The organism is Taklimakanibacter lacteus, from assembly GCA_003576695.1.
Classification (GTDB): Bacteria; Pseudomonadota; Alphaproteobacteria; order Rhizobiales; family Aestuariivirgaceae; genus Taklimakanibacter; species Taklimakanibacter lacteus.
The window spans coordinates 208,236-231,967 of record QOZQ01000007.1; the positions used below are offsets into that span (position 1 = coordinate 208,236).

The window sequence follows — 23,732 nt, forward strand, 5'->3', positions numbered from 1 at the left end:
CGGCGTGTCATCAGACGGTCATCCGGGCCCTGTCTAATGCCGTCCGATGCCCTATCCCCTCGACAGAAGCGTCGCCGCTTCAGTGCCCGTTCTCGCGCTCGAGAATTTCACTGTTTCCGTCAGGACTGGCGCCCATGCGCTGGCGATCGTCCAGGATCTCGATATTTCCATTGCCCGCGGCGAGACCCTCGGCATTGTCGGGGAATCGGGCTGCGGCAAGAGCATCACCTGGCTCGCCGCCTTGCGGCTTGCCGGCGACAAGGTCGCGACCTCGGGCCGCGTCCTTCTGCATGGGCAGGACATTACGCAGCTGAGCGAGCGCTCATTGGCGCGCATCCGCGGCGGGAAGATCGGCATGGTCTTCCAGGACCCGACCAGCTCGCTCGACCCGGTGCAGCGCATCGGCCGGCAGATCGGCGAATCGTTGAAACTGCATCAGGGCCTCAGCGGCTCAGCGGCGCGCGCCGAGGCCGAACGCCTGCTCGACCGCGTCGGCATTGCCGATGCGCAGGCCCGGCTCGACCAGTATCCGCATGAGCTCTCGGGCGGCATGAACCAGCGGGTCATGATCGCCATCGCGCTGGCCGGCCAGCCCGATATACTGGTGGCCGATGAGCCGACCACGGCGCTCGATGCCACCGTCCAGGCGCAGATCCTCGATCTCTTGCGCGACATTGGCCGCGATACCGGCATGGGCCTCGTGCTCATCAGCCACGATCTCGGCGTCATCGCCGATATGTGCGAGCGGGTCGCGGTCATGTATGCCGGACGGCTGGTTGAAACCGGACCGGCCACGGCGCTGCTGGCCATGCCGCGCCATCCCTATACAAGAGGCCTCATCGCCGCTTTGCCCGATCTCGAAGGTCCGCGCATGCGGCTCACGCCCATTCAAGGCACCGTCTCGGCGCCCGATGCCCTACCGCCAGGCTGCGCCTTCGCGCCCCGTTGCCTGATGGCCGGCGCAGCCTGCCGGCGCGCCATTCCGGCCCTCACACAAGTGAGCGATCTCGCCCATAGCGTCGCCTGCTTCCGCAATGACGCCTTCACCGCCACTGCCGTGGCTGAGCAGGCCCGGCAACTCTCGCGCATTCCCGCCTGATGACGCTTCTCATCGTCGATAATATCGTCAAGCACTATGCCGCCGGTGAGCGCCGGATTCTGCAGGCCGTCAATGGCGTGAGTTTCACGCTCGCCGCCAACCGGACACTCGGCATCGTGGGCGAATCCGGCTGCGGCAAGTCGACCACGGCGAAGCTGGCGCTCGGCCTCGTTCCGGCAAGCTCGGGCCGTATCTCGTTCGCGGGCCGCGAGATATCGGCCCTTCGCGACGCGCGCTGGCGCAGCCTCAGGCGATCGATGCAGATGGTCTATCAGGACCCGCTCGCCGCGCTCGACCGCCGGCTCACCGTCGGCGAGCAGGTGATCGAGCCGCTGACTATCCATCGGCTCGAAGCCAATCACGCGGCACGGCGCGAAAAGGCGCTCGCCCTCTTCGCTTCGGTTGGACTGAGATCCGATCTCTTCACGCGCTATCCGCATGAATTGTCCGGCGGCCAGCGCCAGCGCGTGGTGCTGGCGCGCGCCCTCATTCTCGAGCCCCGGCTCCTCATCTGCGACGAGCCCATCTCGGCACTCGACGTGTCGGTCGGCGCGCAGGTGATCAACCTGCTGCAGGACCTCAAGGCGCAGACCGGCATGGCCTATCTCTTCATCAGCCATGACCTCAAGATGGTGCGCCAGATCGCCGATGAGGTCGCCGTCATGTATCTCGGCCGCATCGTCGAGCAGGGCGAGAGCGAGGAAATCTTCCGCAATCCGGCGCATCCCTATACCGAGGCGCTGATTTCCGCCATTCCGAGCATCAGGCGGCGCAGCCGCGACCGCATCGTGCTGAAAGGCGACCCGCCCAACCCGGTCGATATGCCTGCGGGCTGCCCGTTCCATCCGCGCTGCCCGCGCGCCATCGCGCATTGCCGAAGCGAACGGCCCGCGCTACGGCAAGGTCCCGATGGGCGTCTCGTGGCCTGCCACCTGGCGCCGTCGGCCGGCCTGCTGCAGCGGCCGGCAGCGTAAACACCATCCCCTCCGGAGCTCCTCCCGCCATGACGCAGACCGCAAAGCCCCTTGCCGACAAAGTGATCGTCGCGGTGTTCGACGGGCTGAGGCCCGACATGGTGACGCCGGAGCTGACGCCCAACATCATGCGGCTGGTCCGGCGTGGCCGGTGGTTCCGTGAAGCGCGCAGCGTCTTCCCATCGGTGACGCGCGTCGCCACGAGCTCCATCGCCACCGGCGCCACGCCGGCGCGGCACGGCGTGGTCGGCAATGCCTTCTATCATCCGGCGGCTTTTTCCGATGCCGTTCTCATGACCAGCAGGATCGATCACATCCGCCAGGCCGAAGCCGTCAATGGCGGCCGCTTTGTCGCCGTCGACACATTCGGCGATGTGCTTGCGCAAACGGGAAAGAAACTGTGCGTCGTCCATACCGGCACCGCGGGCTCGGCCCATGTCATCAACCCGCGCGCCCGCGCCAATGGCCACTGGACCTTCTCCATCCACGGGCCCGACGCGACGCAGACGCCTGAGGCCGTCACCACGGCGATCCCGCGCATCGGTCCCCTGCCGGAGAAGGAGCTGCCGCGCATCGGCGATGTCCGCTATGCCGGCCGGCTCATGACCGATCACGTCCTTGCCGAGCTCGATCCCGATGTCGCGCTTGTCTGGTTCAGCGAGCCCGACACCTCCTTTCACTACCGGGATATCGGCTCGGCCGATGCGAAGAAGGGCCTGGCCGAAGCCGATGCGGCCTTTGGCGGGATCCTCGACTGGGTCGAGGCGCAGCCTCATGCCGAGCGCATCGCCGTCATCGTCGCGTCCGATCACGGACAGATCTCGACCCGTGCCGCCCATCCGCTTTTCGACGATGCGCGCAAAGCCGGCTTCCCGATCGCCCTCAAGGACGGCTTCGCAGGCTCGACCTTCGTCGCCACCGGCGGCATCAGCGGCGAGATACGCCTGCTCCAGGGCGAGCGCGACAATCTTGCCCGCATCGCCAACTGGCTGATGGAGCAGCCGGAGGTCGGCCATGTCTTCGCGCGCGGGCGCAACGAGGTCGAAGGTGAGATCGAGGGCACGCTTTCCTTCGATCTCGTCGGCAAGGCGCATGCCCGCCAGGCCGACCTGATGTTCGTGCTCAAGTCGGATCTGTCGCAGGACCGCTACGGCCTGCCCGGCCTCGGCCTGATGACGCCGGGCGACGTGCCGGTCGGCGGCGGCATGCATGGCGGGCTCAATCCGCATGAGCTCAATACGGTCCTGGTCCTGGGCCTCGGCGCAGAGGAGCAGCCCGGCCATATCGCCACCTCGCCCGTCGGCATCATCGACATCGCGCCCACCATCCTCGATCTCCTCGGCCTGCCGAAGGCAGCGACCATGCAGGGCCGCAGCCTGGCCCGTGCCGCCGGCGAAGATGCGCGCAAGGCACGCTTCTCGGCCGGCAGGAACGGCTTCGTCCAGCATGTCGACATCATCGAGCAGGACGGCCGCCGTTTCATCCTCGGCGGTGGACAGTAAGAGACTCTACGTCTCAAAGCGGCTCGTGGCGTCACGATCGCGGTCATATCGTCGTGTGATGGGAAAGGGCGGCAGCCAGGACTCGCGGCGGATGATCCAGCTTTCGTAGGTCGGTGTCAGCTGGTCGGGCGCATCCAGGGACCCCAGATTCACTTCGATTTCGTCTCCGGTGCGGGCGAACACCGACGAGCCGCAGCGCGGACAGAAGAACCGTCCGGCATAATCGCGTGTCTCGCCCTCGACCGTCACCGCATGCTCGGGGAAGATCGCGGAAGCGTGAAAAAGCGCCCCGTGATGCTTGCGGCAGTCGAGACAGTGACAAAGGCCGACCCGGTAAGGGCGCCCCGACGCCACAAAGCGGACATTGCCGCAAAGGCAGCCGCCGGTGAACTGGTCCATGCTGCGCCTCCTCTCAAACAAGGGAGAGGATTTCTTACGACGGACAGCACAGTCGCGGCAATTGCTACCCCTGCGCAATCGCATACGGAATTTCGCGACGCAGGCAAGCCATCTCCGATTTCCCCCTCGCCCGTTGCGAAGCAATGGGAGAGGGTGGCCGAAGGCCGGGTGAGGGCTCTTTGCCCGCAACATGCAGTGGCTTTTAAAGTCATGTACGCTTCGAGAAAGAGCCCTCATCCGCCCTATCGGGCACCTTCTCCCATCCTGCGGACGGGAGAAGGGGAACTAAAGAAGCATGAGCGCCAGATCGGGATCAGGCCCGGCTGAAGGACAGATTGTCGGGCCGCAGGTCCATGAAATAGAACGTCGTCGGACGCCAGGCGATGGAGCGCTTGATGGCGTAGGACTCGCTCGGCTGGTAGAGGATGGTGGCCGGCGCCTCGTCTTCCCAGATATCGAGCATCTGGGTGAAGAGCGCCTTGCGCTTTTGGGGATCGGTCTCGGCTTCGAGCGCCCGCCCGGCGGTGTTGAAGGCTTCGGCCGATTTCCAGAAGCTCTGCGTCTGGATCTCGCCCGCCGGGCCCCAGGCCACCCAGATGGCGCCCAGGGGATCGGGCAGGCGCGTCGAGTTCGACCAGTTGAATATCTGGGCGCCGGGCCCGCGCAGCTGCGTCGAGTTCTCGACCACCTGCAAAGCGGCGTTGACGCCGACGGCTTTCCACTGCTCGATCAGGATCTGCGCGGCTTCTACGGCATTGGTGTAGTAATTCGCCATGGTGCGATAGACGATCGGCTCGCCCTTGTAGCCGGCCTCGGCCAGCAGCGCTTTGGCCTTTTCCGGATCATGGGCAAGCTTGCGGCCCTCGACATACATCTGGCCATATTCGGGGAAGTTGTGGCTTGCCGGAACCACGGCCTTGCCCTGCCACAGGCTGTCGACCAGCTTCTGGCGGTCGATCGCCAGGCACAGCGCCTGGCGGATGCGCTTGTCGGCCAGCACCGTGTCGCTCTCGTTGAAGGCGATGACATGGACATTGGCGAGCACCACGGTGCGCACATCGATGTCCTGATAGCCGGCAATGATCTCGGTCTGGTCCGGCGGCACATTGGTGATGAGATCGAAATCGCCGGCGACGAGGCCGGCGACACGGGCCGCCAGTTCGGGAACCCGCTTGAAGGTCACGCGGCTCGCGGTCGGCTGGCCCATGAAATAGTCATTGAAGGCCTCGAGCACCGTCGCCTCGGAGGCGCTGTGCGAAACGACCTTGTAGGGTCCGGTGGCAACAGGCTTCTTGGAATAGGCCTCGAAGCCCATTTCCTCATAAGCACGCTTGTTGACGATCCAGGCGCACCACGAAGCCAGGCGCTGCTCCAGCAGCACGTCGGGCACGCGGGTGCGGAAGCGCACGGTGTAGCGGTCGATGGGTTCGCAGCCGGCAAGAATGCCGAAATAAGGCTTGCCGCCCGGGATCTGCGGCTTCTCACCCCACATGCGGCCTTCGCGGAAAGTATAGGCGACGTCATCGGAGGTCAGCTCGTCGCCATTGTGGAATTTCACCCCCTGGCGCAGCGTGACGATCAGCTCCTGCGGCGAAACCCGTTCCCACTTCACGGCGAGATGCGGCTTGAGACCCGAGCCCCCGCCATCGGCGGCGCCGAGGAAATCGCGCCGGATCAACGTGTCGAAGATCGAATAGGTCACGCGCGTGCCGACATTGGAGAGCTCTCGTGCTGGTTCCAGCGTCGCCGGCAGATCGGCCACCGCGACCGTGAAGGCCGGATTGACGCCGCCGGCGGCGAAAGCCGGTATGGCGTGAAACGCTGCGGGCACCAGAAGCGTTGCTTCGAGAAAACGGCGGCGGGAGAGTGTGAGCATGAGTGTTCCCCAAAGAGAGCGAGGGCCAGCATAAGTACCGACTCGTCGGAAGATCCCGATCTAACCGGGGCAATGTCTCAAACCGATGACATCGCCGTTAAAGGATGCATGAGACGGGGATCATCGAGGAGGATGGCGTCGGGCCTCTGCGCCAGCAGCCCGGCAAGGCCCGACTGGTCGATCCGCCCAACTGCAAAGGGCGGCCATGTTTCGGGCCGCGGCGCATTGCGCGGCTGACCCGTCATCACCGCAAGCCGCAAGCCCGCCTGCCGCACCGCTTTCATGCGGGCCTCGGTGACCTCGCCCTGCCACAGGCGGAACCAGTTGGCGCCGGCGGCTGCGGCCGCCGCCGCGCCATCGGGGTCTGCGAGCAAAGCCAGAACGACGAGGTCATCGTCCTTGCGGCGCAGCGCCTCGATCAGCGCGAGATCGCGCAAGGCCATGATCACGCGCCGGCGGGCGCCCCCCTCCTCCACCGCTTCGATGACCGGCGCGAGGATGGCGGGATCATGGAGCTTGATATCGAGCATGAGGCCCAGCGGCGCTGACGCCGCGATCGCCTCATCGAGAGTCAACAGGCCCGGCACGAGCCGGCGCAATCGGGCAAGCTCGAGATCGACGACTTTTCCCGGGTCATTGGCCAGGCGCATCAGATCATCATCATGAAAGCAGATGAGAGCGCCATCGGCGGTCCGCCTGACATCGGTTTCCACCATATCGGCGCCGGCAGCACCGGCCGCGCGGAATGCCGCGGCAGAATTCTCCGGCCCGAGGAGAGCGCCGCCGCGATGGGCGATGACCAGCGGGCGGCTCTTCATCGGCTCAACCTTTTCCGGCGAGCGTCGGATCGAGCCGATCGCGCAGCCAGTCGCCGAACAGGCTCATCGACAAGGTCGTGAGGAAGATGACGATGCCCGGCAGGACGGCGATCCACCAGGCATTGAGAAGATAGCGCCGCCCCTCGCCCAGCATCAGCCCGAGCGATGTTCCGGGCGGCTGCACGCCGAGACCGAGGAAGGACAGCGAGGTTTCGAGCAGGACCGTGCCGGGGAAATTGAGCGTCGCCTGCACCACCAGCGAGGCGACGATATTGGGCAGCAGATGGCGCAGGATGACGCGCGCGCTGCCGGCGCCCAGCGCCTCGACGGCGGTGATGTAGTCGCTCGCCTGTTCGGAGACGACGAGGCCGCGGGCAAGGCGTGTATAGCGGTCCCAGCCGTCAAGACTGACAATGACGACGAAGAGCAGGATGTTGTTGCCGAAGAAAGCGAGCAAGGTCAAAGCGAGGAAGAGCGCCGGCACGGCGGCCTGGGCATCGACCAGCATCATGACCGTCTGGTCGACGATGCCGCGCAGCCGGCCCGCCGCGAATCCCATGAGCGTCCCGAAGACGGCGCCGATCAGCGTGCCGGCGAAGGCGATGAGAAGCGAGCTGCGGATGGCATAGATGATCCGGCTCAATATGTCGCGGCCGAGATGATCGGTGCCCAGCATGTGCGCCCAGTCGCCGCCCGCGAAAATGGGCGGCCGGAAGCGGGCCGCGAGATCCTGGGTGGTGAAATGATAGGGCGCCAGGAAGCCAGCGATCAGCGCCACCAGCACCATGGCAACGAGGAAGCCCGCCGCCGCCATGATCACCGGCGGCATGGCGAGCGGGGCGCGTCTGACCGGCGCCTGCAGGGAAAGCCGCATGTCCGTCATCAGTGCGCCGGCGCGCTTTGGGCGCCCTCGAAACTGCCGAGCCGCGGATCGAGCCAAATATGCAGGATATCGACCAGGAGATTTGACAGGACCATGATGAAGGTCGCGATGAGGATCACCGCCTGCACCACCGGCAGGTCGCGCCGTGACACCGAATCGACGAGCAGGCGCCCGAGGCCCGGCCAGGCGAAGATCGTCTCGACGACAGCGCTGCCCGAGAGCACGAGGCCGATCTCGATGCCGAGGAACATCAGCAGCGGCACCGCGGCATTGGGCAGCGCATGGCGCAATATCACGCCCAGCGGCGGCACGCCCTTGCCGCGCACCGCGCGGATGAAAGGCTTGCCCAGCACTTCGAGCGTCGCGGTGCGGGCGAAGCGCGCCAGCCTTCCGGCAAGCGGCAGCGCCAAAGTGAGGGTGGGCATGATGAGATGGATGAGCGTCCCGGATCCCGCCGACGGCAAGACGCGCAATTTGAGCGCGAAGAGAAGGATCAGCAGGATGCCCAGGAAGAAGATCGGAATGGAATAGCCGAATACCGCCGAAGCCATGGCCAGCCGGTCGAGCGGGCCATTGTGCCTGACGGCGGCGGAGATGCCGAGCGGCAGGCCGATCAGGAGCGCCAGCATGAGCGCGCTGAGGCCGAGAAGGCCGGTCTTGGGCAGCGTCTCGGCAACAGTGGCAAGAGCCGGACGGTCATCGGCGAAGGAAACACCGAAATCGCCCTGCGCCACGCTCAGGAGATAGCGCCCAAATTGCTCATGGAGCGGCCGGTCGAGCCCCCAGAGTGTCCGGTAATAGGCCTTGACGTCGGGCGGCGTCTCATCTGGCAGCATGATCTCGGCCGGATCACCCGCGATGCGCAGCACCAGGAAGACGGCGGATACGCAGATCAGAAGCGTGAGAACCGCGCGCCCGAAACGCACGGCCAGAAAACGAAGCATCGGTCGGCCTGATGAATGTCTGTGTGACCAGGGTAAGCTCTGACACTTTGGCGACAGGTTGATGACAGGCGCCTCGTGATGTCTCGGGCGATTGGGAACGCATCATTGTCGGCGCCGTCGTGCTGATCGCGATCCTGGTCGATCTGTTCCGAAGGCGATAGAACAAGTTCCGCTACGTAAGTTGGAACCAATTCGCCGCGCAGGACGTTCCCGCCACGGGACGAGCCGTCTCGACAGCGGAGGGAGGATCCAATGGCGCGAAGCATCGGCTTTATCGCGGTTATGGTGGCGTTGCTGGGCGGCTTCGCCACGCCGACCCGGGCGCAAGTCACCCTCTCGATATCCTGCAGCTCGCTCGGCATCGAGCTCGAACTGTGCCAAGAAGGCGCCAATGAATGGGGGAAGCAGACCGGCAACAGCGTGAAGCTGGTCGCCACACCGCCCAATGCCGAAGAGCGCCTCGCCCTCTATCAGCAGCTCCTCGCCGCCGGATCGGCCGATATCGATGTATTCCAGATCGATGTCGTGTGGCCGGGAACGCTGGCGAGCCATTTTCTCGACCTCACCCCCTATATTCCTCCCGAGGATCTCAAGGATCATTTCGAGACGCTCACGACCAATGACACGGTCGAAGGCAAGCTCGTGGCGGTGCCGTTCTTCGTCGATGCGGGCCTCCTCTTCTATCGCCAGGACCTTCTCGACAAATACGGCAAGAAGCCGCCCAGGGACTGGTCGGAGCTGACCGAAACGGCAAAGGCGATCATCGACGGTGAGCGGGCGGGCAATGCGCAGCTGCAAGGCTATGTCTGGCAGGGGCGCGCTTATGAAGGTCTCACCTGCAACAGCATCGAATGGGTGGCCAGCTTCGGCGGCGGCACGATCGTCGAGACCGACGGCAAGATCTCCATCAACAATGCCAGGGCCGCGGCCGCGCTCACGCTCGCCCGAAGCTGGATCGGCACGATCTCGCCGGAAGGCGTCTTGAACTATGCCGAGGAAGATTCGCGCGGCGTCTTCCAGTCGGGCAATGCCGTCTTCATGCGCAACTGGCCTTATGCCTGGGCGCTGGCCAATGCGCCGGACAGCCCGGTGAAAGGCAAGGTCGGCATCGCCGTCCTGCCGCAGGGTGCGGGCGACGGCGCCCGCCATGCCTCGGCATTAGGAGGCCAGCACCTCGCCGTCTCCAAATATTCCGCCCATCCGAAGGAAGCGGCCGATCTGGTGCGCTATCTCACCAGTGCGGGCGAGCAGAAACGCCGCGCCATGAAAGGCTCGTTCAACCCGACCCGCAAGAGCCTTTATGACGATCAGGAATTGCTGCAGGCGCTTCCCTTCCTCAAGGACTTCGAGGCGGTGCTCGAAAATGCGGTGGCGCGGCCCTCGACGGTGACCGGCGCCAAATACAGCCGCGCATCCAGTGAATATGTCCGCGCGGTCCACAACACGCTCACCGGCAAGGGCACGGCGGAGGAGAATCTCGCGGGCCTCGAGAAACAGCTCGAACGGATCAGCCGCGGCGGAAAGTGGTAGGCAGGAGGTGACGGCGCGCCTGTCGATCGCGCAGCAGCGCGCCCGCTCCGCTTGGGCTTATCTCGCTCCCCTGCTGATCGCTCTGCTGTTCGTCGCCGCCTGGCCGCTCCTGCGCACCATCGCCTTCAGCTTCACGGATGCCAATCTCAGCGATCTCACGAGCTGGAAATTCGTCGGCTTCGCCAACTATGTCTATCTCTTCCAGGATCCGCTCTGGTGGCGCTCCGTCGGCAACACGCTGCTCTTCACGCTGGTTTCGGTCGCGCTCGAGACGCTTCTCGGCCTCATCATCGCCCTCACCATCAACGCGCATATGCCGGGACGCGGGCTGGTGCGGGCCGCCATGCTCATTCCCTGGGCCATCCCCACCGTCGTCTCGGCCAAGATGTGGGCCTGGATGCTGCATGATCTCTATGGCGTGGTGAATGTCCTGTTCATGAGCATCGGGCTCATCGGCAGGCCCTGGGCATGGCTTGCCGATCCTGGCCTCTCCATGGCGGCGGTCGTCATGGTCGATGTGTGGAAAGCGACGCCGTTCATGGCATTGCTCACGCTTGCCGCCCTCCAGACCCTGTCGCAGGACATCTATGAGGCGGCCCGCGTCGACGGCCTCGGTCCGGTCAGGTCCTTCTTCCACATCACCTTGCCGCTCATCCGCCCGGCGCTGCTGATCGCCGTCATCTTCCGCAGCCTCGATGCCCTGCGCATCTTCGATGTCATCTATGTGCTGACCGGCAACAATGAGAACACCGCGACGATGTCGGTCTATGCCCGCCAGCAGCTCGTCGACTTCCAGGATGTCGGCTTCGGCTCGACGGCCGCCACCTGCCTGTTCGTGATCGTCGCCATCATCACGGTGATCGTCATCACGCTGGGGCGCGTGCATGTGAGCGCCAGCGGAGGCGATCGATGAGTCCGCTCATTCTCCTGAGGCGGATCGGCTTCTATGGGCTCCTCGCGGCGATCCTGTTCTACACGGTCTTTCCCTTCTACTGGGCGGTCGTCTCGTCGCTGAAGAGCGGCAGCGCCATCTTCAGGGTCGAGTTCCTGCCGTCGGCCCCGACCTTGGAAAACTACCGGGCCTTGTTCGCCGAGCAGTCCTTCGCCCGCAATATCGCCAATTCGCTCATCGTCGCCTCGCTCGCCACCGCCATCTCGCTGGCGCTCGCGGTGACGGCGGCCTATGCGCTGGGCCGCATCAGGTTCCGCGGCCGCTCGGCCGTGCTGTTCGCGATCCTCAGCATATCGATGTTCCCGCAGATCGCCGTGCTGTCCGGATTGTTCGAGCTCATCCGCTATTTCGGCCTCTATAATTCGCTGACCGGCCTCGTCTTCTCCAATCTCATCCTCACTTTACCCTTCACGGTCTGGGTCCTGACCGCTTTCGTGCGCGAGCTGCCGCGCGAGCTCGAGGATTCCGCCCTCATGGACGGCGCCTCCTCCTTCAAGATACTGATCGAGATCTTTCTTCCGCTGATGGCGCCGGCGCTCGCGGCTACCGGGCTCCTCGCTTTCATCCTGGCCTGGAACGAGTTCCTCTTCGCCCTCACCTTCACCTTGTCGAACGAGCAGCGCACCGTCCCGGTCGCCATCGCCCTGATCACCGGGGCCAGCGCCTATGAGCTGCCCTGGGGCCGCGTGATGGCAGCGTCGGTCATCGTGACCGTGCCCCTGATCGCGCTGGTCCTCATCCTGCAGCGCCATATCGTGTCGGGCCTGGTCGCAGGGGCGGTGAAAGGCTAGGGCCTTGCCGCAGCGCCTCGCTTTGCTAGGCTGGGTTTCGATTCAAGACAGGAAAGCCTCATGCTGCTCGGATGCATTGCCGATGACCTGACAGGTGCCACCGACCTCGCCCTTATGCTGACGCGCGAGGGCCTGCGCACCGTCCAGACCAACGGCCTGCCGCAGGACGATCTCGATCTCCGCGATGTCGACGCGCTGGTCGTGGCGCTCAAATCGCGCACCATTCCGGCGGCCGATGCCATCGGGCAATCGCTTGCCGCCGCCGAGAAGCTCATCGCCGCCGGCGCCCGGCGCTTCTTCTTCAAATACTGCTCGACCTTCGATTCGACCGATCACGGCAATATCGGCCCGGTGGCGGAGGCCCTGCTGCAGCGGCTCGATGCCGCCTTCACCATTGCCTGCCCGGCATTTCCCGCCACCGGCCGCTCGATCTATATGGGTCAGCTCTTCGTCAATGGCGTTCCTTTGGCCGAGAGCAGCATGCGCGATCATCCGCTGACGCCGATGCGGGATTCCGATCTGCGCCGGGTGCTGCGCCGGCAGACCAAAGGCGAGGTCGGCCATGTCGCTTTTGCCGATGTCGAGAAGGGCGCCGCCACCATCAAGGATGCCTTTGCGCGCGAAAGATCGGCAGGACGCGCCATCGCCATTGTCGATGCGCTCACCGATGCGCATCTGCGCCAGATCGGCAAGGCTTGCGTCGATCTCAAGCTGGTGACCGGCGGATCGGGCATCGCCATCGGCCTGCCGGCCGCCTATCAGGAAGCGGGCCTCATCCGGCACCTGACGCCACCGCCCCGCACCATCACCGCGCCCAGGGGCCGTGCCGCCGTGCTGGCCGGCTCCTGCTCCACCGCAACGCGCGAGCAGGTGCAGAAGGCGATCGAGGCCGGACTGCCCGCCTTCCGGATCGATCCCATGGCGGTCGCCGATGGCTCGCTCACCGCCGACACCGTTTTTCGCTGGATCGAAAGGCAGGAGGCGACATCCATACCCATGGTCTATTCAAGCGACGCACCCAAGAATGTGCAGGCGGTGCAGGAACGGCTCGGCCGCGATCATGCCGGCCATGTGGTCGAGAAGCTTCTGGCCGAAGTCGCCCGCAAGCTCACGGGGCAAGGCTTCACCCGCCTCATCGTCGCGGGCGGCGAGACGTCGGGCGCCGTCGTCAATGGCCTTGGCGTCAAGGCGCTGTCGATCGGCCCCGAGATCGATCCCGGCGTGCCCTGGACGCGCAGCCGCTCATCGCTCGATGTGGCGCTGGCGCTCAAATCGGGGAATTTCGGTGCGCCCGATTTCTTCCTCAAGGCCTGGAGCTCGCTGCAATGAGCGCCGAAGCGAAGTTGCGCGAGCGCATCTGCCATTGCGGCGCATCGCTGTTCCGGCGCGGACTCACTTTCGGCTCGACCGGCAATGTCTCGGTCAGCCTGCCGGATGGCGGCTGGCTGATGACGCCGACCAATGCCTCGCTGGGCGAGCTTGACCCGGCCGAGCTTTCCAGGATCGACGCCGGCGGGCGGCATGTCAGCGGCGGCAAGCCCACCAAGGAGGCCTTCCTGCATCGCGTCATGTATCGCGAGCGCGAGACCTGCGGCGCCGTCGTCCATCTGCATTCGACCCATTCGGTGGCGGTCTCCTGCCTGCACGGCCTCGACCCGCATGACTGCCTGCCGCCCATCACCGCCTATTATGTGATGCGCGTCGGACGCCTGCCGCTGGTGCCCTATCACCCGCCCGGCGATGAAAGCCTGGCGCTCGCGGTCGAGAAGCTCGCCAACAGGCATCACGCCGTGCTCCTCGCCAATCACGGCCCGGTCGTCGCCGGCACGAGCCTCGATACGGCGATGCATGCGACGGAGGAGCTGGAGGAGACCGCGAAGCTCTTCCTCCTGCTGCGTGGCTCATCGATCCGGCCGCTCGATGCCGGGCAAGTGGAAGAGCTCAGGCGCCGGTTTCCGAGCTAGGCTGTGAACCGCAAGATCGCGATCGAGTGGATTGCCGCCTGTCGGTTTCTTGCGATCGACTGTGCCGATTCTTGCCAGCTCAACTCACCAGCAGACCTTGCCGTTCGGCGATACCGATCGTGGCACGGGTGCCGGCGCTGAATTCGAGGAAATCCGCTTCGATCCCGTCGCTGAAAATGACGCCATTCTCGGGCATCTCCGAAACAATCGTCAGAGGCGCCTCGTTCGAAATCCGCCCCACGACCAGCGAAGTGCCCGTCGTCCGGCTGGGGAAGGGCTCGCGTACGAAGTAATGAAGGGACTCTGCGTCCCATGGGAAGTGCGCATCGAGCGCCTGCTGCGGCGGCTTGACCCCCAGCGTCGCCGCGGCCCCGGCCCAACCGGCATAGAGACTCTTCATCCACCCGGTCGAACCCATACCGGTCGAAACGATCACGCCGCTCGATGACTGATGCTCCTCCACCTTCCCGAGCTTCAACAAGTAGCGCGCCGAGACGTGACTCTTTGCTCCAATGAACAGGTCGTTGACTGCGTAAAGCACGCCGCCCGTATTGAGCGATGCCTTCGCCATCGTCACGCGCTTGACCGGCCGCCGGAACGCGATTTCCTCCGGCATGACCCGCTTGAGGTCGCTTGGCCGGAACGGCAGCAGGACGCCATCCCAGCGCTTCGGGTCCGGATTCACCCCCAGCACATGCTGGCCGTCCAGATATTTTAGCGTATTCGCGACGAGCCCGTCCTGGCCGAGCACGACGATGATGTCGTCGGCCGCGAAGATGAAGTTGCCGAGATATTTCCGGTCGAGCCGCTGAACTCGGCCGAACTGGCGCAGCGCCGTTTCCGCCTCATGAAGGGCGGCGTGATACTGCCGCCGCTCCTCGAGATAATCGCCGAAATCGGCACCCAGATGCTCGACATAAAATTGCGCCTGCTGGATCGTGTTGAACCGGGCGATCAGTTCATCCAGACGCGACTCGCGCAGGATGAGGACGATCTTGCGGTCATCGGCGGAGCGCATGGCTTAGTGCACCTCCTGCGGCTGCATCATCTCGCGCAGCAGATCCGGCGTGACGTTCAGCTGGCCGATTTTGGTCGCGTTGTCGGCGAGGTCGCGGAAGGCCAGCGCCATAAGCTGACCCGTATCCATGCCGACCGACGCCAGGGCCTGAAGCAGCTTGGGATCGGCGCCGCCGAACGACTTCATCATGGCCGAGAGGCCATAGGCCTTGGCATCAGCCTCTTCGCGCGCATTGGCCGTAGCGAGCGCGACCAGCGCCTTGTTCTGCTCCTCGAGGCCGATCTTGCCGGTCATTTCCTCGCGCATGATCTGCAGGCGGCGCTCCTGCACCACACGTTCGGCTTCCATCGCCGCCTCGCGCACTTGGCGCTTCTTGTGCTCGACCGCGATCTCGGTCGAGAGTTCGTTCTCCTTGATCACCCGTTCCTGCTCGACCGCCGCATTCCGTCGGGCATAGATCGCCTCGTCGGAGCGCCGCAGCAACGCCTCGCGCGCCTCGGCCTCCAGCGCCTTCGCAGTTTCGGGCTTGGGCTTGACAGCCAGCAGCGAGAGACCAAGGAGCTCGAGTCCCAGCGCCTCAATCGTCGGATGATGCTCCAGGAGTCCCGCGACGCGCGCCACCAGCGCCTCGCCCGATGCCAGCACGTCCTTCAGTGGCAGGGCCTGGACCTCGGCACGCATCGCCACCTGAACCTGGTCGATTAATCGCTGAGACAGCTTCTCCGGATCCTCGGAAAGATAGTTGCCACGCGAGTCGATCGTGAAATCGAGCAGCGTCGAAGTCCGGCGCGGGTCGGCGATGCGGTAGGTGATCTGGCCCTGAATCGTGACTTCCTGAAAATCCGCAGTCACCTCGGGAAAGATGAAGGGCTCGTTCCGACTCGCCGTCGGTACCACGACGATCGAGCTTGACGGCGCGAAATACCAGAAGGCGAGCCCGGCGCCGTCGCGTAGCGCACGGCCGTTCTTGTACTGGATCACATACTGAGTGGGCTGGGTCTTGATGAAGCGAAACCCTAACATGTTCGTCTCCTTGAGGTATTGGGCGGCCTCGATGCCGTCCATGAAGCCAATAAACCCTACTTAGTGTGTTTTGTCAACTAAGTTCGTAGACACTTTACACTAAGCATGACCTGCTATATTATCCCGCCCATGGATGCGCCCGAAGAAACCTATCCGAAGCCGATCGTATCGGTTGATCTGACGATCTTTGGCCTTACCGAGGTGGGGCTCGAGGTGTTGCTGATGCAGCGAGGGGCCGAACCTTTCGCCAATACCTGGGCGCTACCGGGAGGCTTCATCCATGTGGGAGAGGATAGCGATCTGGAGTCTGCGGCCCGCAGGGTCCTTTATGGCAAGACCGGCGTCGAAACCCCTTATCTCGAGCAACTCCGGACCATCGGCAATGCCGCCCGCGACCCCCGGGGCTGGAGCCTGAGCATTGCCTATTTCGCGCTGATCTCGGCGGACAATGTCAGGCTGCGCCAGGGCACTAACGCGACCGACGTGGCCTGGCGCCCGGTGGACGAGGCGGCCGCGCTCGCCTTCGACCACATGGAAATCCTGCGAAGCGCGCTCACGCGGTTGCGCAATAAGGTCGAATACTCCACGCTCCCGGTGCATCTTCTGCCTGTCCGCTTCACCTTAGGCGAGTTGCAGTCGGTATATGAGCGCATCCTTGGCCGCAGGCTCGACAAGTCGGCATTCCGCAAAAGGATCGCCGAGGCAGATTTCGTAGTGCCGGTCGCCGGCGAGATGCGCCGCGCCAGCAACCGGCCGGCACAGATCTATCGGGTAAGGAAGGGGCATAAGACCATATTTTTCAATCGTACGATTTGAAGAAGAGGCAAAAGTGGCGCCTAGGAGGTCTTCGACCTAACTCCCTTTGGGTTTCGTCATGTCGGCGTGACGCTGGATCATCTTCCAGTCACCGTTGATCTTGCGGAATATCTCCGTGACGCGGATGCGCATACTCTGCGGCGCCGGCATATCACCGATCTGCGCCTCGGCCAGCTGATAGCCGGCCCAGAAGGCAAGCTCTTCATCGGAAGCCCTCTGAAGGACCTCGAAGGCCGATGTTCCGGAAGGGACGAAGGCCTTCGCGTCCTCGGCATGGCGGCGGGCGACCTCGGCCGCGCCAACGACGCTGTCGCCGGTCGGCGCATGAAAGCTCGCTTCGCCCTCATGCGGCACAATGCGGTCGACCGGCTTTCCGTCCCCCGTCACATAGGCTTCCGCCGCCTCTTCCCGGCGCGCCAAGAACGTGTCGAAATCATAAGGTGCCATTTGATCTCCTTTCGCCCGCTCGAAAGGCCAACCTTCCGGCGCCATGATGGTTCCCGGGGCAATTATCCGCCAGGCGTTGAATACGACACTGGCCATGGGCAATAATCACAGTGTCAGGGAGAATCATGAGCCAATTGCGCGATTTCAACGGACCGATCGAGACCGGCCTCACCGGGATCGACCTCATCAACCGGCCGATGCTCAACAAGGGCACGGCCTTCAGCGATGACGAACGGGACGCATTCAACCTGCATGGCCTGCTGCCGCCCCATGTCGGCACGCTCGACCAGCAGGTGGCGCGCCGGCTCAAGGTGCTGCGCGCCTTCGCCACCGATTTCGAGCGCTATGCGTTCCTGCGCGAATTGCAGGATGCGAATGAGACGCTGTTCTATGCCCTCATCACGCGCCATCTCGAAGAGATGCTGCCCTTGATCTACACGCCGACCGTCGGCGAGGGCTGCCAGCGCTTCAGTGAAATCTGGCGCAAGCCGCGCGGCCTGTTCCTGAGCTATCCCAACAGGCACCGCATCCGCGAGATCCTGGCCAATCCCCGGCTCGATGATGTGCGCATCATCGTCGTCAGCGATGGCGAGCGCATCCTTGGCCTGGGCGACCAGGGTGCCGGCGGCATGGGCATACCGATCGGCAAGCTTGCCCTCTACACGGCCTGCGCCGGCATCCATCCCGACCAGACACTGCCGATCCTGCTCGATGTGGGCACCGGCAATGAGGAGCGCCTCCATGATCCGCTCTATGTCGGCTGGCGGCATGAGCGCATGCGCGGCGAGGACTATGACGGCTTCATCGAGGAATTCGTCACCGCCGTCTCGGAACGCTGGCCCAATGTGCTGCTGCAATGGGAGGATTTCGCCGGCAGCAATGCCGGCCGCCTTCTGGCGCGCTATCGCGACCGGCTGTGCAGCTTCAATGACGACATCCAGGGCACCGCCGCCATTGCCGCGGGAACGCTGATGGCCGCCATCAAGGTGACCGGCGTGCCGCTCGGTGCGCAGCGCATCTGCGTGCTGGGTGCCGGATCCGCCGGCTGCGGGATCTCATCCCTGCTACGGCAGGCCATGATCGAAGCCGGCGTCAGCGAAGCCGAAGCCAGAAAGCGGTTCTTCCTGGTCGATCGGCAGGGCCTGCTGCGCGAGGGCATGACGGACCTGACTCCGGCGCAACGGCCTTTCCTGCAGAAGCCGGAGTCTGTCGCGGGCTGGCAACTTCAGAAGGACGGCGAGGTCGGACTCGCCGATGTCGTCAACAACGCGCATCCGACCGTGCTGATCGGCGTCTCGGGCCAGGCGGGCGCCTTCACCGAGCCCGTGATCCGCGCAATGGCGCAAAAGGTTGACCGGCCAGTCATCTTCCCTTTGTCCAATCCCACCTCGCGCAGCGAAGCGACACCAGCGCAGCTCGTCGCCTGGAGCGATGGCCGCGCTCTGATCGGCACCGGCAGCCCGTTTCCAGCGGTGGCGTGGAAAGGCACGTCCCTCAGGATCACCCAGACGAACAATTCCTATATCTTCCCGGGTGTCGGGCTCGGCGTCATCGCCGCGGGCGCGCGGCGCATCACCGATGCCATGTTCATGGCCGCCGGCAAGGCGGTTGCCGATATTTCACCGGTCCGCGAGGAAGGGCGCAGCGGCCTCCTGCCGCCGGTGACGGAATTGCGCGCGGTGGCCCTCGCGGTGGCAAAGGCCGTCGCCCACCAGGCGCAAGCCGATGGCGTGGCGGACCCTTGCGCGGAGCCTGAGCTCGATACGCGCATTGCCCGGAGCGTCTGGTCGCCCCTCTACAGGCCCTATCGCCGCAGGATTTGAACTGGCGGTCAGATCAGAGCAAATCCCGCCGGGATGCGCGCTCTGCCTCAAATTGTGGCATTAATCACATCCCCGTGCCCACGCCCGGATGCATGATTGTTTCGATGCAACAGGCCGTTACAATGTTGCGCTACGATCCGCCTGCGACCTCACCATCAGAGATCGAGACGATGAGAGAGACGTCCAAGCCGCCGCCAGGTACCGCCGCCAAGCTTGTGGCGCCGCGCACCGCGCAGATACTGAGGCGGCCGCGAATATTGAAGCAGATCGACCGGTCGTTGCGCGCCGGCGCGTGCTGGCTGGCGGCGCCGGCAGGCTATGGCAAGACCACGGCCTTGGTCGACTACCTGGAGCATTCGGGCGCGCCCAATGTGTGGTTCCGCATCGATGAGGGCGATCAGGATATTGCGCGGTTCTTCCAGTATCTGGCGCAGTCGCTCGGGCGGCCGGAGGCGATCGCCGGCATGCCGGTATTCGGCGTCGAATATGCCGAGCAGCCGCGCGAATTCGCCCGGCGTTTCTTCCGCGCCTATTTCACGCAGCTGAAGCCCGCAACCATACTCGTCCTCGACGATCTGCATTATGCCGATACGGCGGACTTCCGGGCACTGCTCGCGGTGATGCTCAGCGAGCTGCCCCCGGTTTTGCGCTGCGCCCTCCTCTCGCGCACCTTGCCGCGGGAGGAACTGGGAGATCTGGCGTTGCGCGGACAGCTTACGGTCATCGACCAGTCGGCGCTCGAATTCTCGGAGCCGGAAGCGCGCAGCCTGGTCAAACTGCGCCTGAAGCGCACCGCCGCGGCAATCGATGTGGGCCTCGCCCGCGGCTGGGCGGTCGGGCTGGTGCTGCTGGCGGAGCGCGGCTATGCCCAGCCCCTGAGCGACCAGAGCGGGACCGATGACAAGCGCGCGCTCTTCGACGTGCTGGGCCGAAACCTCTTTTATACCCTGCCAGCGGACGACCAGGACACGCTGCTGAAGCTCAATCTCCTGCCCGAGATCAATTCCGATCTCGCCAATGCCATGATCGGCTCAAAGCAAGCCGGCGAGCTGCTCGACCGGCTCTATCAGCGCCAGCTGCTGACCACGCGCAGCGAGACGGGTGGGCACTATTTCCAGCTGCACGACCTTTTGCGGGACTTCCTCGATGCCCAGCTCGGCTTGCGGTTTTCCAGCGAGGAGCTGGCGAGCTTGCGCCGGAAGACCGCCACCCTTCTCGCTGAGGCCGGCCGTCTCGATGACGCCATCGAGCTGGCGCTGGAAGCGAAAGCCTGGCCCTATGCGCGCGAGCTGCTCCTGCAACGGGCGGGGCCCGTGCTGGCCCAGGGAAAGCGGGCAACCTTCATCGACTGGTGCGCGAAGCTTCCGACCGAAGAGATCGACGCCTGGCTCTACTACTGGCTTGGCGTCGCCCATGTTCCTGATGATGCAGCGGCCGAGCGCTGGCTGTCGCAAGCCTGGAATGGTTTCGAGGCCAGCGGTGACCGGCAGGGCCAGGCTTTGACCGTCGCGCGCGCGGTGCTGGTGAAGACCGACAGCTGGCGCACATATGAGGGGCTTTCCACCTGGACGAAGCGGGCTATGCAGCTGCTCGAGCAGGGACTGCCCGAATTGCCGGCGGAGGAAGATCTTCTGATGCGCATCGGCATGATGCGGGCGCTCGATTTCGGCGATGAATACTACCGCAACAGCCCCGCCGGCCAGTTGCTTGAAAGACAACTGCTCGAAAGGCTGTCGCATCCTCACCCAGATGATACGAGCAGCCTCAGGCTGCTGGCCAGCACATCGCTGATGGAGCATTCCGGCACGACAATGCGTGCCGATCTTTTCACCAAGGCGGTGGACAGCGTCATCGACGATTTCGGCAATCCCGATGCGCTGCCGTGGGTCCTCGGCATGTGGCTGGTCGCCTTCGGTGCGAAGAGCGGGCGCTACTTCTCATATGCGCGACGCGGCTTCCCTTATGCTTCCGCAGAAGAGGCCCTGCGCGCCGCCATTGCCATCGGCGAGCGCGAATCGCTGCGCGGGGTGGAGTTCGGCGGTCTCTATCACCTGCAGATGCAGATGAAGTTCCGCAACGATTTCGCCGAGTTCGGTGAGATCGTCACCCGCCTCGCCGCCATCGCCGACAGCCGCTTCACCACCCAGGTCGCCGTAGTCGCCGATTGTCACGCCGCGCTGCATGCGCGGCAGCGCAACTTCCCGCAAGCCTATCGCGACTGTGAGCGCTTCATGGCGGCCATCGAAGCGGCGAACGAGCCGATGGCGGAACGCTGGCCGCACTACGTCACCCAGTATCAGGTGTCGCTCTCGGACCGAAAGCCGAAGGAGGCCATCGCTCTGATCGCTGACCTGCTGCCGCGACTCGATGACAGCCCGCGCAGGCGCGCCGAAATATTTATTCTGGCCGCAACGGCATGCGAGGCCAAATGGCAGGGCGATCCGCGCTATGCCGATCATTTGCGGGGATTCCTGAGCGAGCTGCGCGGTGCCGACTGGCCGATGATCCTGCTTAACCTCCCGGAACTCCTGGCCGAACTCCTCGCCGATGCGCTCGATCACGGGATCGAGATAGACTATGCCCGATCGCTCATCCAACGGCGCCATCTCAATCCTCCCGACCGGCTATCGCCGCGCTGGCCCTGGCCCTTGAAGATCCGTGTCCTCGGCGATTTCGAGCTGGAGCTTGACGGAGTGCCGCTCGATCTCGGCGTCAAGCCGCCGACCCGCGCCCTCGACATTCTGCGGGCGCTCGCGGTTTCGAAAGATCATAGCGTCTCGGTCGCGAAACTGCAGGACTGGCTGTGGCCCGATCTCGACGGCGACCAGGCCAAGGCCGCTTATGAGCAAGCGCTTCACCGTTTGCGCAAGTTGCTGGGACAGGCGGATTTCATCATCCAGCGCGCGGGCAAGCTGCGCCTGGCGGCGGACAAGGTCTGGGTCGATCTCGGCGCCTGGGAGACCCGCCTCAAGCAGGCGCAGGTGGCGAAGACGGACAGCGAGAAGCTCGAAAGCGTGCTGCTCGATTTCCCCGGCCCGCTTCTTCCCCATGATCGTCTGGCGAGCTGGCTTCTGCCGGTGGCCGAGCGGTTGCGCAGCCAGTTCATCGATCTCACCCTTCGCATCGGCCAACAGCGCCTGGCGCAAGGTGATCATGAGGGCGCCCGCGGCCTCTATCTGCGGGCGCTTGAATTCTACCCGGAATCGGCCGGCATCGCCAAAGCGCTGATCGAGGCGCATCTCGCGCAAGGCGATGCCACGGCCGCCATGGCGGAATATGCACGCTATGAGCGCGTGGCCAGGGCTCTTCCGGATGGCGAGCCTTCGCCGGCGATCCAGGCCCTGATCCATCCCCATCTCGATTCCGCCAGCAGATCACGACGCGTAAGCGATCCGTAAGCCGCCATCCGGCATTCACGAAACGGACTGTGCCGCGACGGGCAATGCCGCCGTGTGGGAATTGCCACAGCCGCCGGATGACAAAGCGGATACCTCAGCGGCGTCCGCCCCATGCAGAGGACTCGTTCTTAGGAGATTGGAGATGGACTGGCATCTGCTGGCGCCCTTCCTGGCCGCGACACTGCTTCTTCTGCTTGTTCCCGGCCCCGTGATGGCCGTCGTCACGCACAACACGTTGCGCGGCGGCGCGACGACCGGGCTTTCCACTGTCGCGGGCGTGGAGATTGGCCGCTTCCTCCAGCTCGGCGTCACCCTGGCCGGCGTCATGGTATCGGCGGAATACTCGCTCTCGCTGTTCCGGTTTCTGTCGCTGGCCGGCACCTTCTATCTCGTCTGGCTGGCGCTCAAAGCGATCTGGCTCAAGCGCCGCCCTGCGCCTTCGCAAACGCAAACCCGTTTCACCAGCCCGGTGACCGATGGGCTGGCGGTCGCCTTCAGCAACCCCGCGACACTGGTCTTCTACACGGCCTTCTTTCCGCAATTCATCAGGCCCGATAGCTCCGTCGCCCAGCAGGCCGTCACCCTGGGCATCCTCTTCCTGTCCACCTCATTTATCTGTGAGACGACGCTCGTCTTCGCCTGCTCGCGCATTCGCCAATCCTGGTCCGGTGGGGAATTTGCGCGGTTTGCCGGCGCCGCGAGCATCGCTCTTCACGTCAGTGTCGCAGCCGTCGCGGTGTTTTCCTTCGCCCGCACGCTCAGCTGAGATTTCGGCATCTCAGTTCGCCCGCAACAGGCCGGAAAGCGACGAGGGTATCTGCGCGACCGGATCCATGTCCCGTGCGGGGATTGGCGGCAGTTTGCGGTCAAGCAACAGCGTGGCGGTCCCGTGAACCAGCGCCCAGACCACCGCCGCCTTGGCCGTCACCTCATCGCGCCGCTCAGGTCCCAGCACCGCGGCAACGCTGTCGCAGAGTTGCTGCCAGGCCGCCGAGGCGGCGGTCTTGAGATGCGGTGACTGCAGCGGGCCGGCGCCGGCGCGGAACATGAGGCCATAGACGGCGGGATTGGCGAGCGCGAAGCCGACATAGGCCTGCCCCATGGCGGCCAGCCGCGCCGCCGGCGATGCATCCGCCGCATCCGCCGCCTTGCCGAGCGCCGCAACGAAACGCTCGAAGCCCCGCGCCGCGATCTCGGCCAGGAGATCGGCGGCGGTGGCGAAATGATGGGCGGGCGCGGCATGCGACACGCCGGCGCGGCGGGCGCATTCGCGCAAGGTGAAGCTCGCTAGGCCTTTCTCCTCCAGCAGCGCGACCGCGGCCGTGACCAAGGCCTCGCGTAGGTCGCCATGGTGGTAGGTCTTGGGTCGCTTGCGGGCCGGCATGGGTTCCCCCTACACCGCAATCCAGACACTGTCAAAATCTATCTTGACAATGACAAGATTTGAGCGCTTCATTCTTGTCACTGTCAAGATC

General features: G+C 64.7%; 21 protein-coding genes. 12 read left to right on the forward strand and 9 right to left on the reverse strand.

The genetic code is table 11. The features are described from left to right. Positions 1–46: 46 nt before the first annotated feature. The 3 genes from DT068_RS15875 to DT068_RS15885 are packed head-to-tail and all read left to right on the forward strand — an operon-like array spanning position 47 to position 3,575. Positions 47–1,099 (forward strand): ABC transporter ATP-binding protein, encoded by a 1,053-nt coding sequence (locus tag DT068_RS15875; protein ID WP_119390840.1) that lies wholly within the window; start codon positions 47–49, stop codon positions 1,097–1,099. Next, entirely contained in the window at positions 1,099–2,073 is a 975-nt protein-coding gene (locus DT068_RS15880; protein ID WP_119390841.1) for an ABC transporter ATP-binding protein, read from the forward strand. The genes DT068_RS15875 and DT068_RS15880 overlap by 1 nt, the downstream gene beginning before the upstream one ends. A 29-nt stretch (positions 2,074–2,102) precedes the next feature. Further along, positions 2,103–3,575: an alkaline phosphatase family protein gene (locus DT068_RS15885; RefSeq protein ID WP_119390842.1), complete on the forward strand. Its 1,473-nt coding sequence runs from the start codon at positions 2,103–2,105 to the stop codon at positions 3,573–3,575. Positions 3,576–3,581: 6 nt separating this feature from the next. Here the strand turns inward: DT068_RS15885 and DT068_RS15890 are convergent, their stop codons facing one another. From DT068_RS15890 to DT068_RS15910, 5 genes are all read right to left on the reverse strand, one after another. Then, a complete protein-coding gene (locus tag DT068_RS15890) occupies positions 3,582–3,974 on the reverse strand; it encodes a GFA family protein (RefSeq protein WP_119390843.1) in 393 nt (130 codons plus the stop codon). Between the two features lie 313 nt (positions 3,975–4,287). After that, complete coding sequence (locus DT068_RS15895) at positions 4,288–5,850, reverse strand: ABC transporter substrate-binding protein (RefSeq protein ID WP_119390844.1); 1,563 nt, start codon at positions 5,848–5,850, stop codon at positions 4,288–4,290. A 77-nt stretch (positions 5,851–5,927) separates the two neighbouring features. After that, positions 5,928–6,668 carry a glycerophosphodiester phosphodiesterase gene (locus tag DT068_RS15900; protein ID WP_119390845.1) on the reverse strand — a complete coding sequence of 247 codons (741 nt, stop codon included), beginning with the start codon at positions 6,666–6,668 and terminating at the stop codon, positions 5,928–5,930. A gap of 4 nt (positions 6,669–6,672) precedes the next feature. After that, on the reverse strand, positions 6,673–7,551 hold the full coding sequence (locus DT068_RS15905) for an ABC transporter permease (protein ID WP_119390846.1): 879 nt from the start codon (positions 7,549–7,551) through the stop codon (positions 6,673–6,675). Then, the gene (locus tag DT068_RS15910) at positions 7,551–8,495 is read right to left on the reverse strand and encodes an ABC transporter permease (protein ID WP_119390847.1); all 945 of its coding nucleotides are present in this window, start codon (positions 8,493–8,495) and stop codon (positions 7,551–7,553) included. The genes DT068_RS15905 and DT068_RS15910 overlap by 1 nt, the downstream gene beginning before the upstream one ends. A gap of 252 nt (positions 8,496–8,747) precedes the next feature. Between DT068_RS15910 and DT068_RS15915 the strand changes: the two genes are divergently transcribed. From DT068_RS15915 to otnC, 5 genes are read left to right on the forward strand one after another with little or no spacing between them, the layout of a single operon-like run. Beyond that, on the forward strand, positions 8,748–10,025 hold the full coding sequence (locus DT068_RS15915; protein WP_119390848.1) for an ABC transporter substrate-binding protein: 1,278 nt from the start codon (positions 8,748–8,750) through the stop codon (positions 10,023–10,025). A gap of 7 nt (positions 10,026–10,032) precedes the next feature. Beyond that, positions 10,033–10,938, forward strand: coding sequence for a carbohydrate ABC transporter permease (locus DT068_RS15920; protein WP_368904760.1), 906 nt, complete (start codon positions 10,033–10,035; stop codon positions 10,936–10,938). Next, on the forward strand, positions 10,935–11,768 hold the full coding sequence (locus DT068_RS15925) for a carbohydrate ABC transporter permease (protein WP_119390850.1): 834 nt from the start codon (positions 10,935–10,937) through the stop codon (positions 11,766–11,768). The genes DT068_RS15920 and DT068_RS15925 overlap by 4 nt, the downstream gene beginning before the upstream one ends. Positions 11,769–11,828: 60 nt before the next feature. Beyond that, the gene (gene otnK, locus DT068_RS15930) at positions 11,829–13,097 is read left to right on the forward strand and encodes a 3-oxo-tetronate kinase (protein ID WP_119390851.1); all 1,269 of its coding nucleotides are present in this window, start codon (positions 11,829–11,831) and stop codon (positions 13,095–13,097) included. Beyond that, on the forward strand, positions 13,094–13,732 hold the full coding sequence (otnC, locus tag DT068_RS15935; protein WP_119390852.1) for a 3-oxo-tetronate 4-phosphate decarboxylase: 639 nt from the start codon (positions 13,094–13,096) through the stop codon (positions 13,730–13,732). The genes otnK and otnC overlap by 4 nt, the downstream gene beginning before the upstream one ends. 79 nt (positions 13,733–13,811) lie before the next feature. Here the strand turns inward: otnC and DT068_RS15940 are convergent, their stop codons facing one another. Together DT068_RS15940 and DT068_RS15945 are read right to left on the reverse strand one after the other, a co-directional pair. After that, positions 13,812–14,750: a diacylglycerol kinase catalytic domain-containing protein gene (locus tag DT068_RS15940; RefSeq protein WP_119390853.1), complete on the reverse strand. Its 939-nt coding sequence runs from the start codon at positions 14,748–14,750 to the stop codon at positions 13,812–13,814. A gap of 3 nt (positions 14,751–14,753) precedes the next feature. Then, positions 14,754–15,773, reverse strand: a complete 1,020-nt coding sequence (locus tag DT068_RS15945) for an SPFH domain-containing protein (protein ID WP_119390978.1) — start codon at positions 15,771–15,773, stop codon at positions 14,754–14,756. A 129-nt stretch (positions 15,774–15,902) separates the two neighbouring features. Here DT068_RS15945 and DT068_RS15950 point away from each other — a divergent pair, with 129 nt between their 5' ends. Further along, positions 15,903–16,589, forward strand: coding sequence for an NUDIX hydrolase (locus tag DT068_RS15950; protein WP_119390854.1), 687 nt, complete (start codon positions 15,903–15,905; stop codon positions 16,587–16,589). 36 nt (positions 16,590–16,625) lie between these two features. Here the strand turns inward: DT068_RS15950 and DT068_RS15955 are convergent, their stop codons facing one another. Beyond that, positions 16,626–17,036: a Cif family virulence factor gene (locus DT068_RS15955; protein ID WP_119390855.1), complete on the reverse strand. Its 411-nt coding sequence runs from the start codon at positions 17,034–17,036 to the stop codon at positions 16,626–16,628. 125 nt (positions 17,037–17,161) lie between these two features. Here DT068_RS15955 and DT068_RS15960 point away from each other — a divergent pair, with 125 nt between their 5' ends. The 3 genes from DT068_RS15960 (at position 17,162) to DT068_RS15970 (ending at position 23,023) form a co-directional block, all read left to right on the forward strand. Further along, complete coding sequence (locus DT068_RS15960) at positions 17,162–18,859, forward strand: NAD-dependent malic enzyme (protein WP_119390856.1); 1,698 nt, start codon at positions 17,162–17,164, stop codon at positions 18,857–18,859. Between the two features lie 170 nt (positions 18,860–19,029). Beyond that, entirely contained in the window at positions 19,030–22,257 is a 3,228-nt protein-coding gene (locus DT068_RS15965; RefSeq protein ID WP_162914228.1) for an AfsR/SARP family transcriptional regulator, read from the forward strand. Between the two features lie 142 nt (positions 22,258–22,399). Further along, the gene (locus DT068_RS15970; RefSeq protein ID WP_119390858.1) at positions 22,400–23,023 is read left to right on the forward strand and encodes a LysE family translocator; all 624 of its coding nucleotides are present in this window, start codon (positions 22,400–22,402) and stop codon (positions 23,021–23,023) included. A gap of 12 nt (positions 23,024–23,035) precedes the next feature. Here the strand turns inward: DT068_RS15970 and DT068_RS15975 are convergent, their stop codons facing one another. After that, entirely contained in the window at positions 23,036–23,641 is a 606-nt protein-coding gene (locus tag DT068_RS15975) for a TetR/AcrR family transcriptional regulator (RefSeq protein ID WP_119390859.1), read from the reverse strand. Positions 23,642–23,732: the final 91 nt, after the last annotated feature.

Bases quoted from the DNA above. Each gene is read 5' to 3' on its own strand.
- DT068_RS15875 (WP_119390840.1), top strand. From the start codon at position 47: ATGCCCTATCCCCTCGACAGAAGCGTCGCCGCTTCAGTGCCCGTTCTC.
- DT068_RS15880 (WP_119390841.1), top strand. From the start codon at position 1,099: ATGACGCTTCTCATCGTCGATAATATCGTCAAGCACTATGCCGCCGGT.
- DT068_RS15885 (WP_119390842.1), top strand. From the start codon at position 2,103: ATGACGCAGACCGCAAAGCCCCTTGCCGACAAAGTGATCGTCGCGGTG.
- DT068_RS15890 (WP_119390843.1), bottom strand. From the start codon at position 3,974: ATGGACCAGTTCACCGGCGGCTGCCTTTGCGGCAATGTCCGCTTTGTG.
- DT068_RS15895 (WP_119390844.1), bottom strand. From the start codon at position 5,850: ATGCTCACACTCTCCCGCCGCCGTTTTCTCGAAGCAACGCTTCTGGTG.
- DT068_RS15900 (WP_119390845.1), bottom strand. From the start codon at position 6,668: ATGAAGAGCCGCCCGCTGGTCATCGCCCATCGCGGCGGCGCTCTCCTC.
- DT068_RS15905 (WP_119390846.1), bottom strand. From the start codon at position 7,551: ATGACGGACATGCGGCTTTCCCTGCAGGCGCCGGTCAGACGCGCCCCG.
- DT068_RS15910 (WP_119390847.1), bottom strand. From the start codon at position 8,495: ATGCTTCGTTTTCTGGCCGTGCGTTTCGGGCGCGCGGTTCTCACGCTT.
- DT068_RS15915 (WP_119390848.1), top strand. From the start codon at position 8,748: ATGGCGCGAAGCATCGGCTTTATCGCGGTTATGGTGGCGTTGCTGGGC.
- DT068_RS15925 (WP_119390850.1), top strand. From the start codon at position 10,935: ATGAGTCCGCTCATTCTCCTGAGGCGGATCGGCTTCTATGGGCTCCTC.
- otnK (WP_119390851.1), top strand. From the start codon at position 11,829: ATGCTGCTCGGATGCATTGCCGATGACCTGACAGGTGCCACCGACCTC.
- otnC (WP_119390852.1), top strand. From the start codon at position 13,094: ATGAGCGCCGAAGCGAAGTTGCGCGAGCGCATCTGCCATTGCGGCGCA.
- DT068_RS15940 (WP_119390853.1), bottom strand. From the start codon at position 14,750: ATGCGCTCCGCCGATGACCGCAAGATCGTCCTCATCCTGCGCGAGTCG.
- DT068_RS15945 (WP_119390978.1), bottom strand. From the start codon at position 15,773: ATGTTAGGGTTTCGCTTCATCAAGACCCAGCCCACTCAGTATGTGATC.
- DT068_RS15950 (WP_119390854.1), top strand. From the start codon at position 15,903: ATGGATGCGCCCGAAGAAACCTATCCGAAGCCGATCGTATCGGTTGAT.
- DT068_RS15955 (WP_119390855.1), bottom strand. From the start codon at position 17,036: ATGGCACCTTATGATTTCGACACGTTCTTGGCGCGCCGGGAAGAGGCG.
- DT068_RS15960 (WP_119390856.1), top strand. From the start codon at position 17,162: ATGAGCCAATTGCGCGATTTCAACGGACCGATCGAGACCGGCCTCACC.
- DT068_RS15965 (WP_162914228.1), top strand. From the start codon at position 19,030: ATGAGAGAGACGTCCAAGCCGCCGCCAGGTACCGCCGCCAAGCTTGTG.
- DT068_RS15970 (WP_119390858.1), top strand. From the start codon at position 22,400: ATGGACTGGCATCTGCTGGCGCCCTTCCTGGCCGCGACACTGCTTCTT.
- DT068_RS15975 (WP_119390859.1), bottom strand. From the start codon at position 23,641: ATGCCGGCCCGCAAGCGACCCAAGACCTACCACCATGGCGACCTACGC.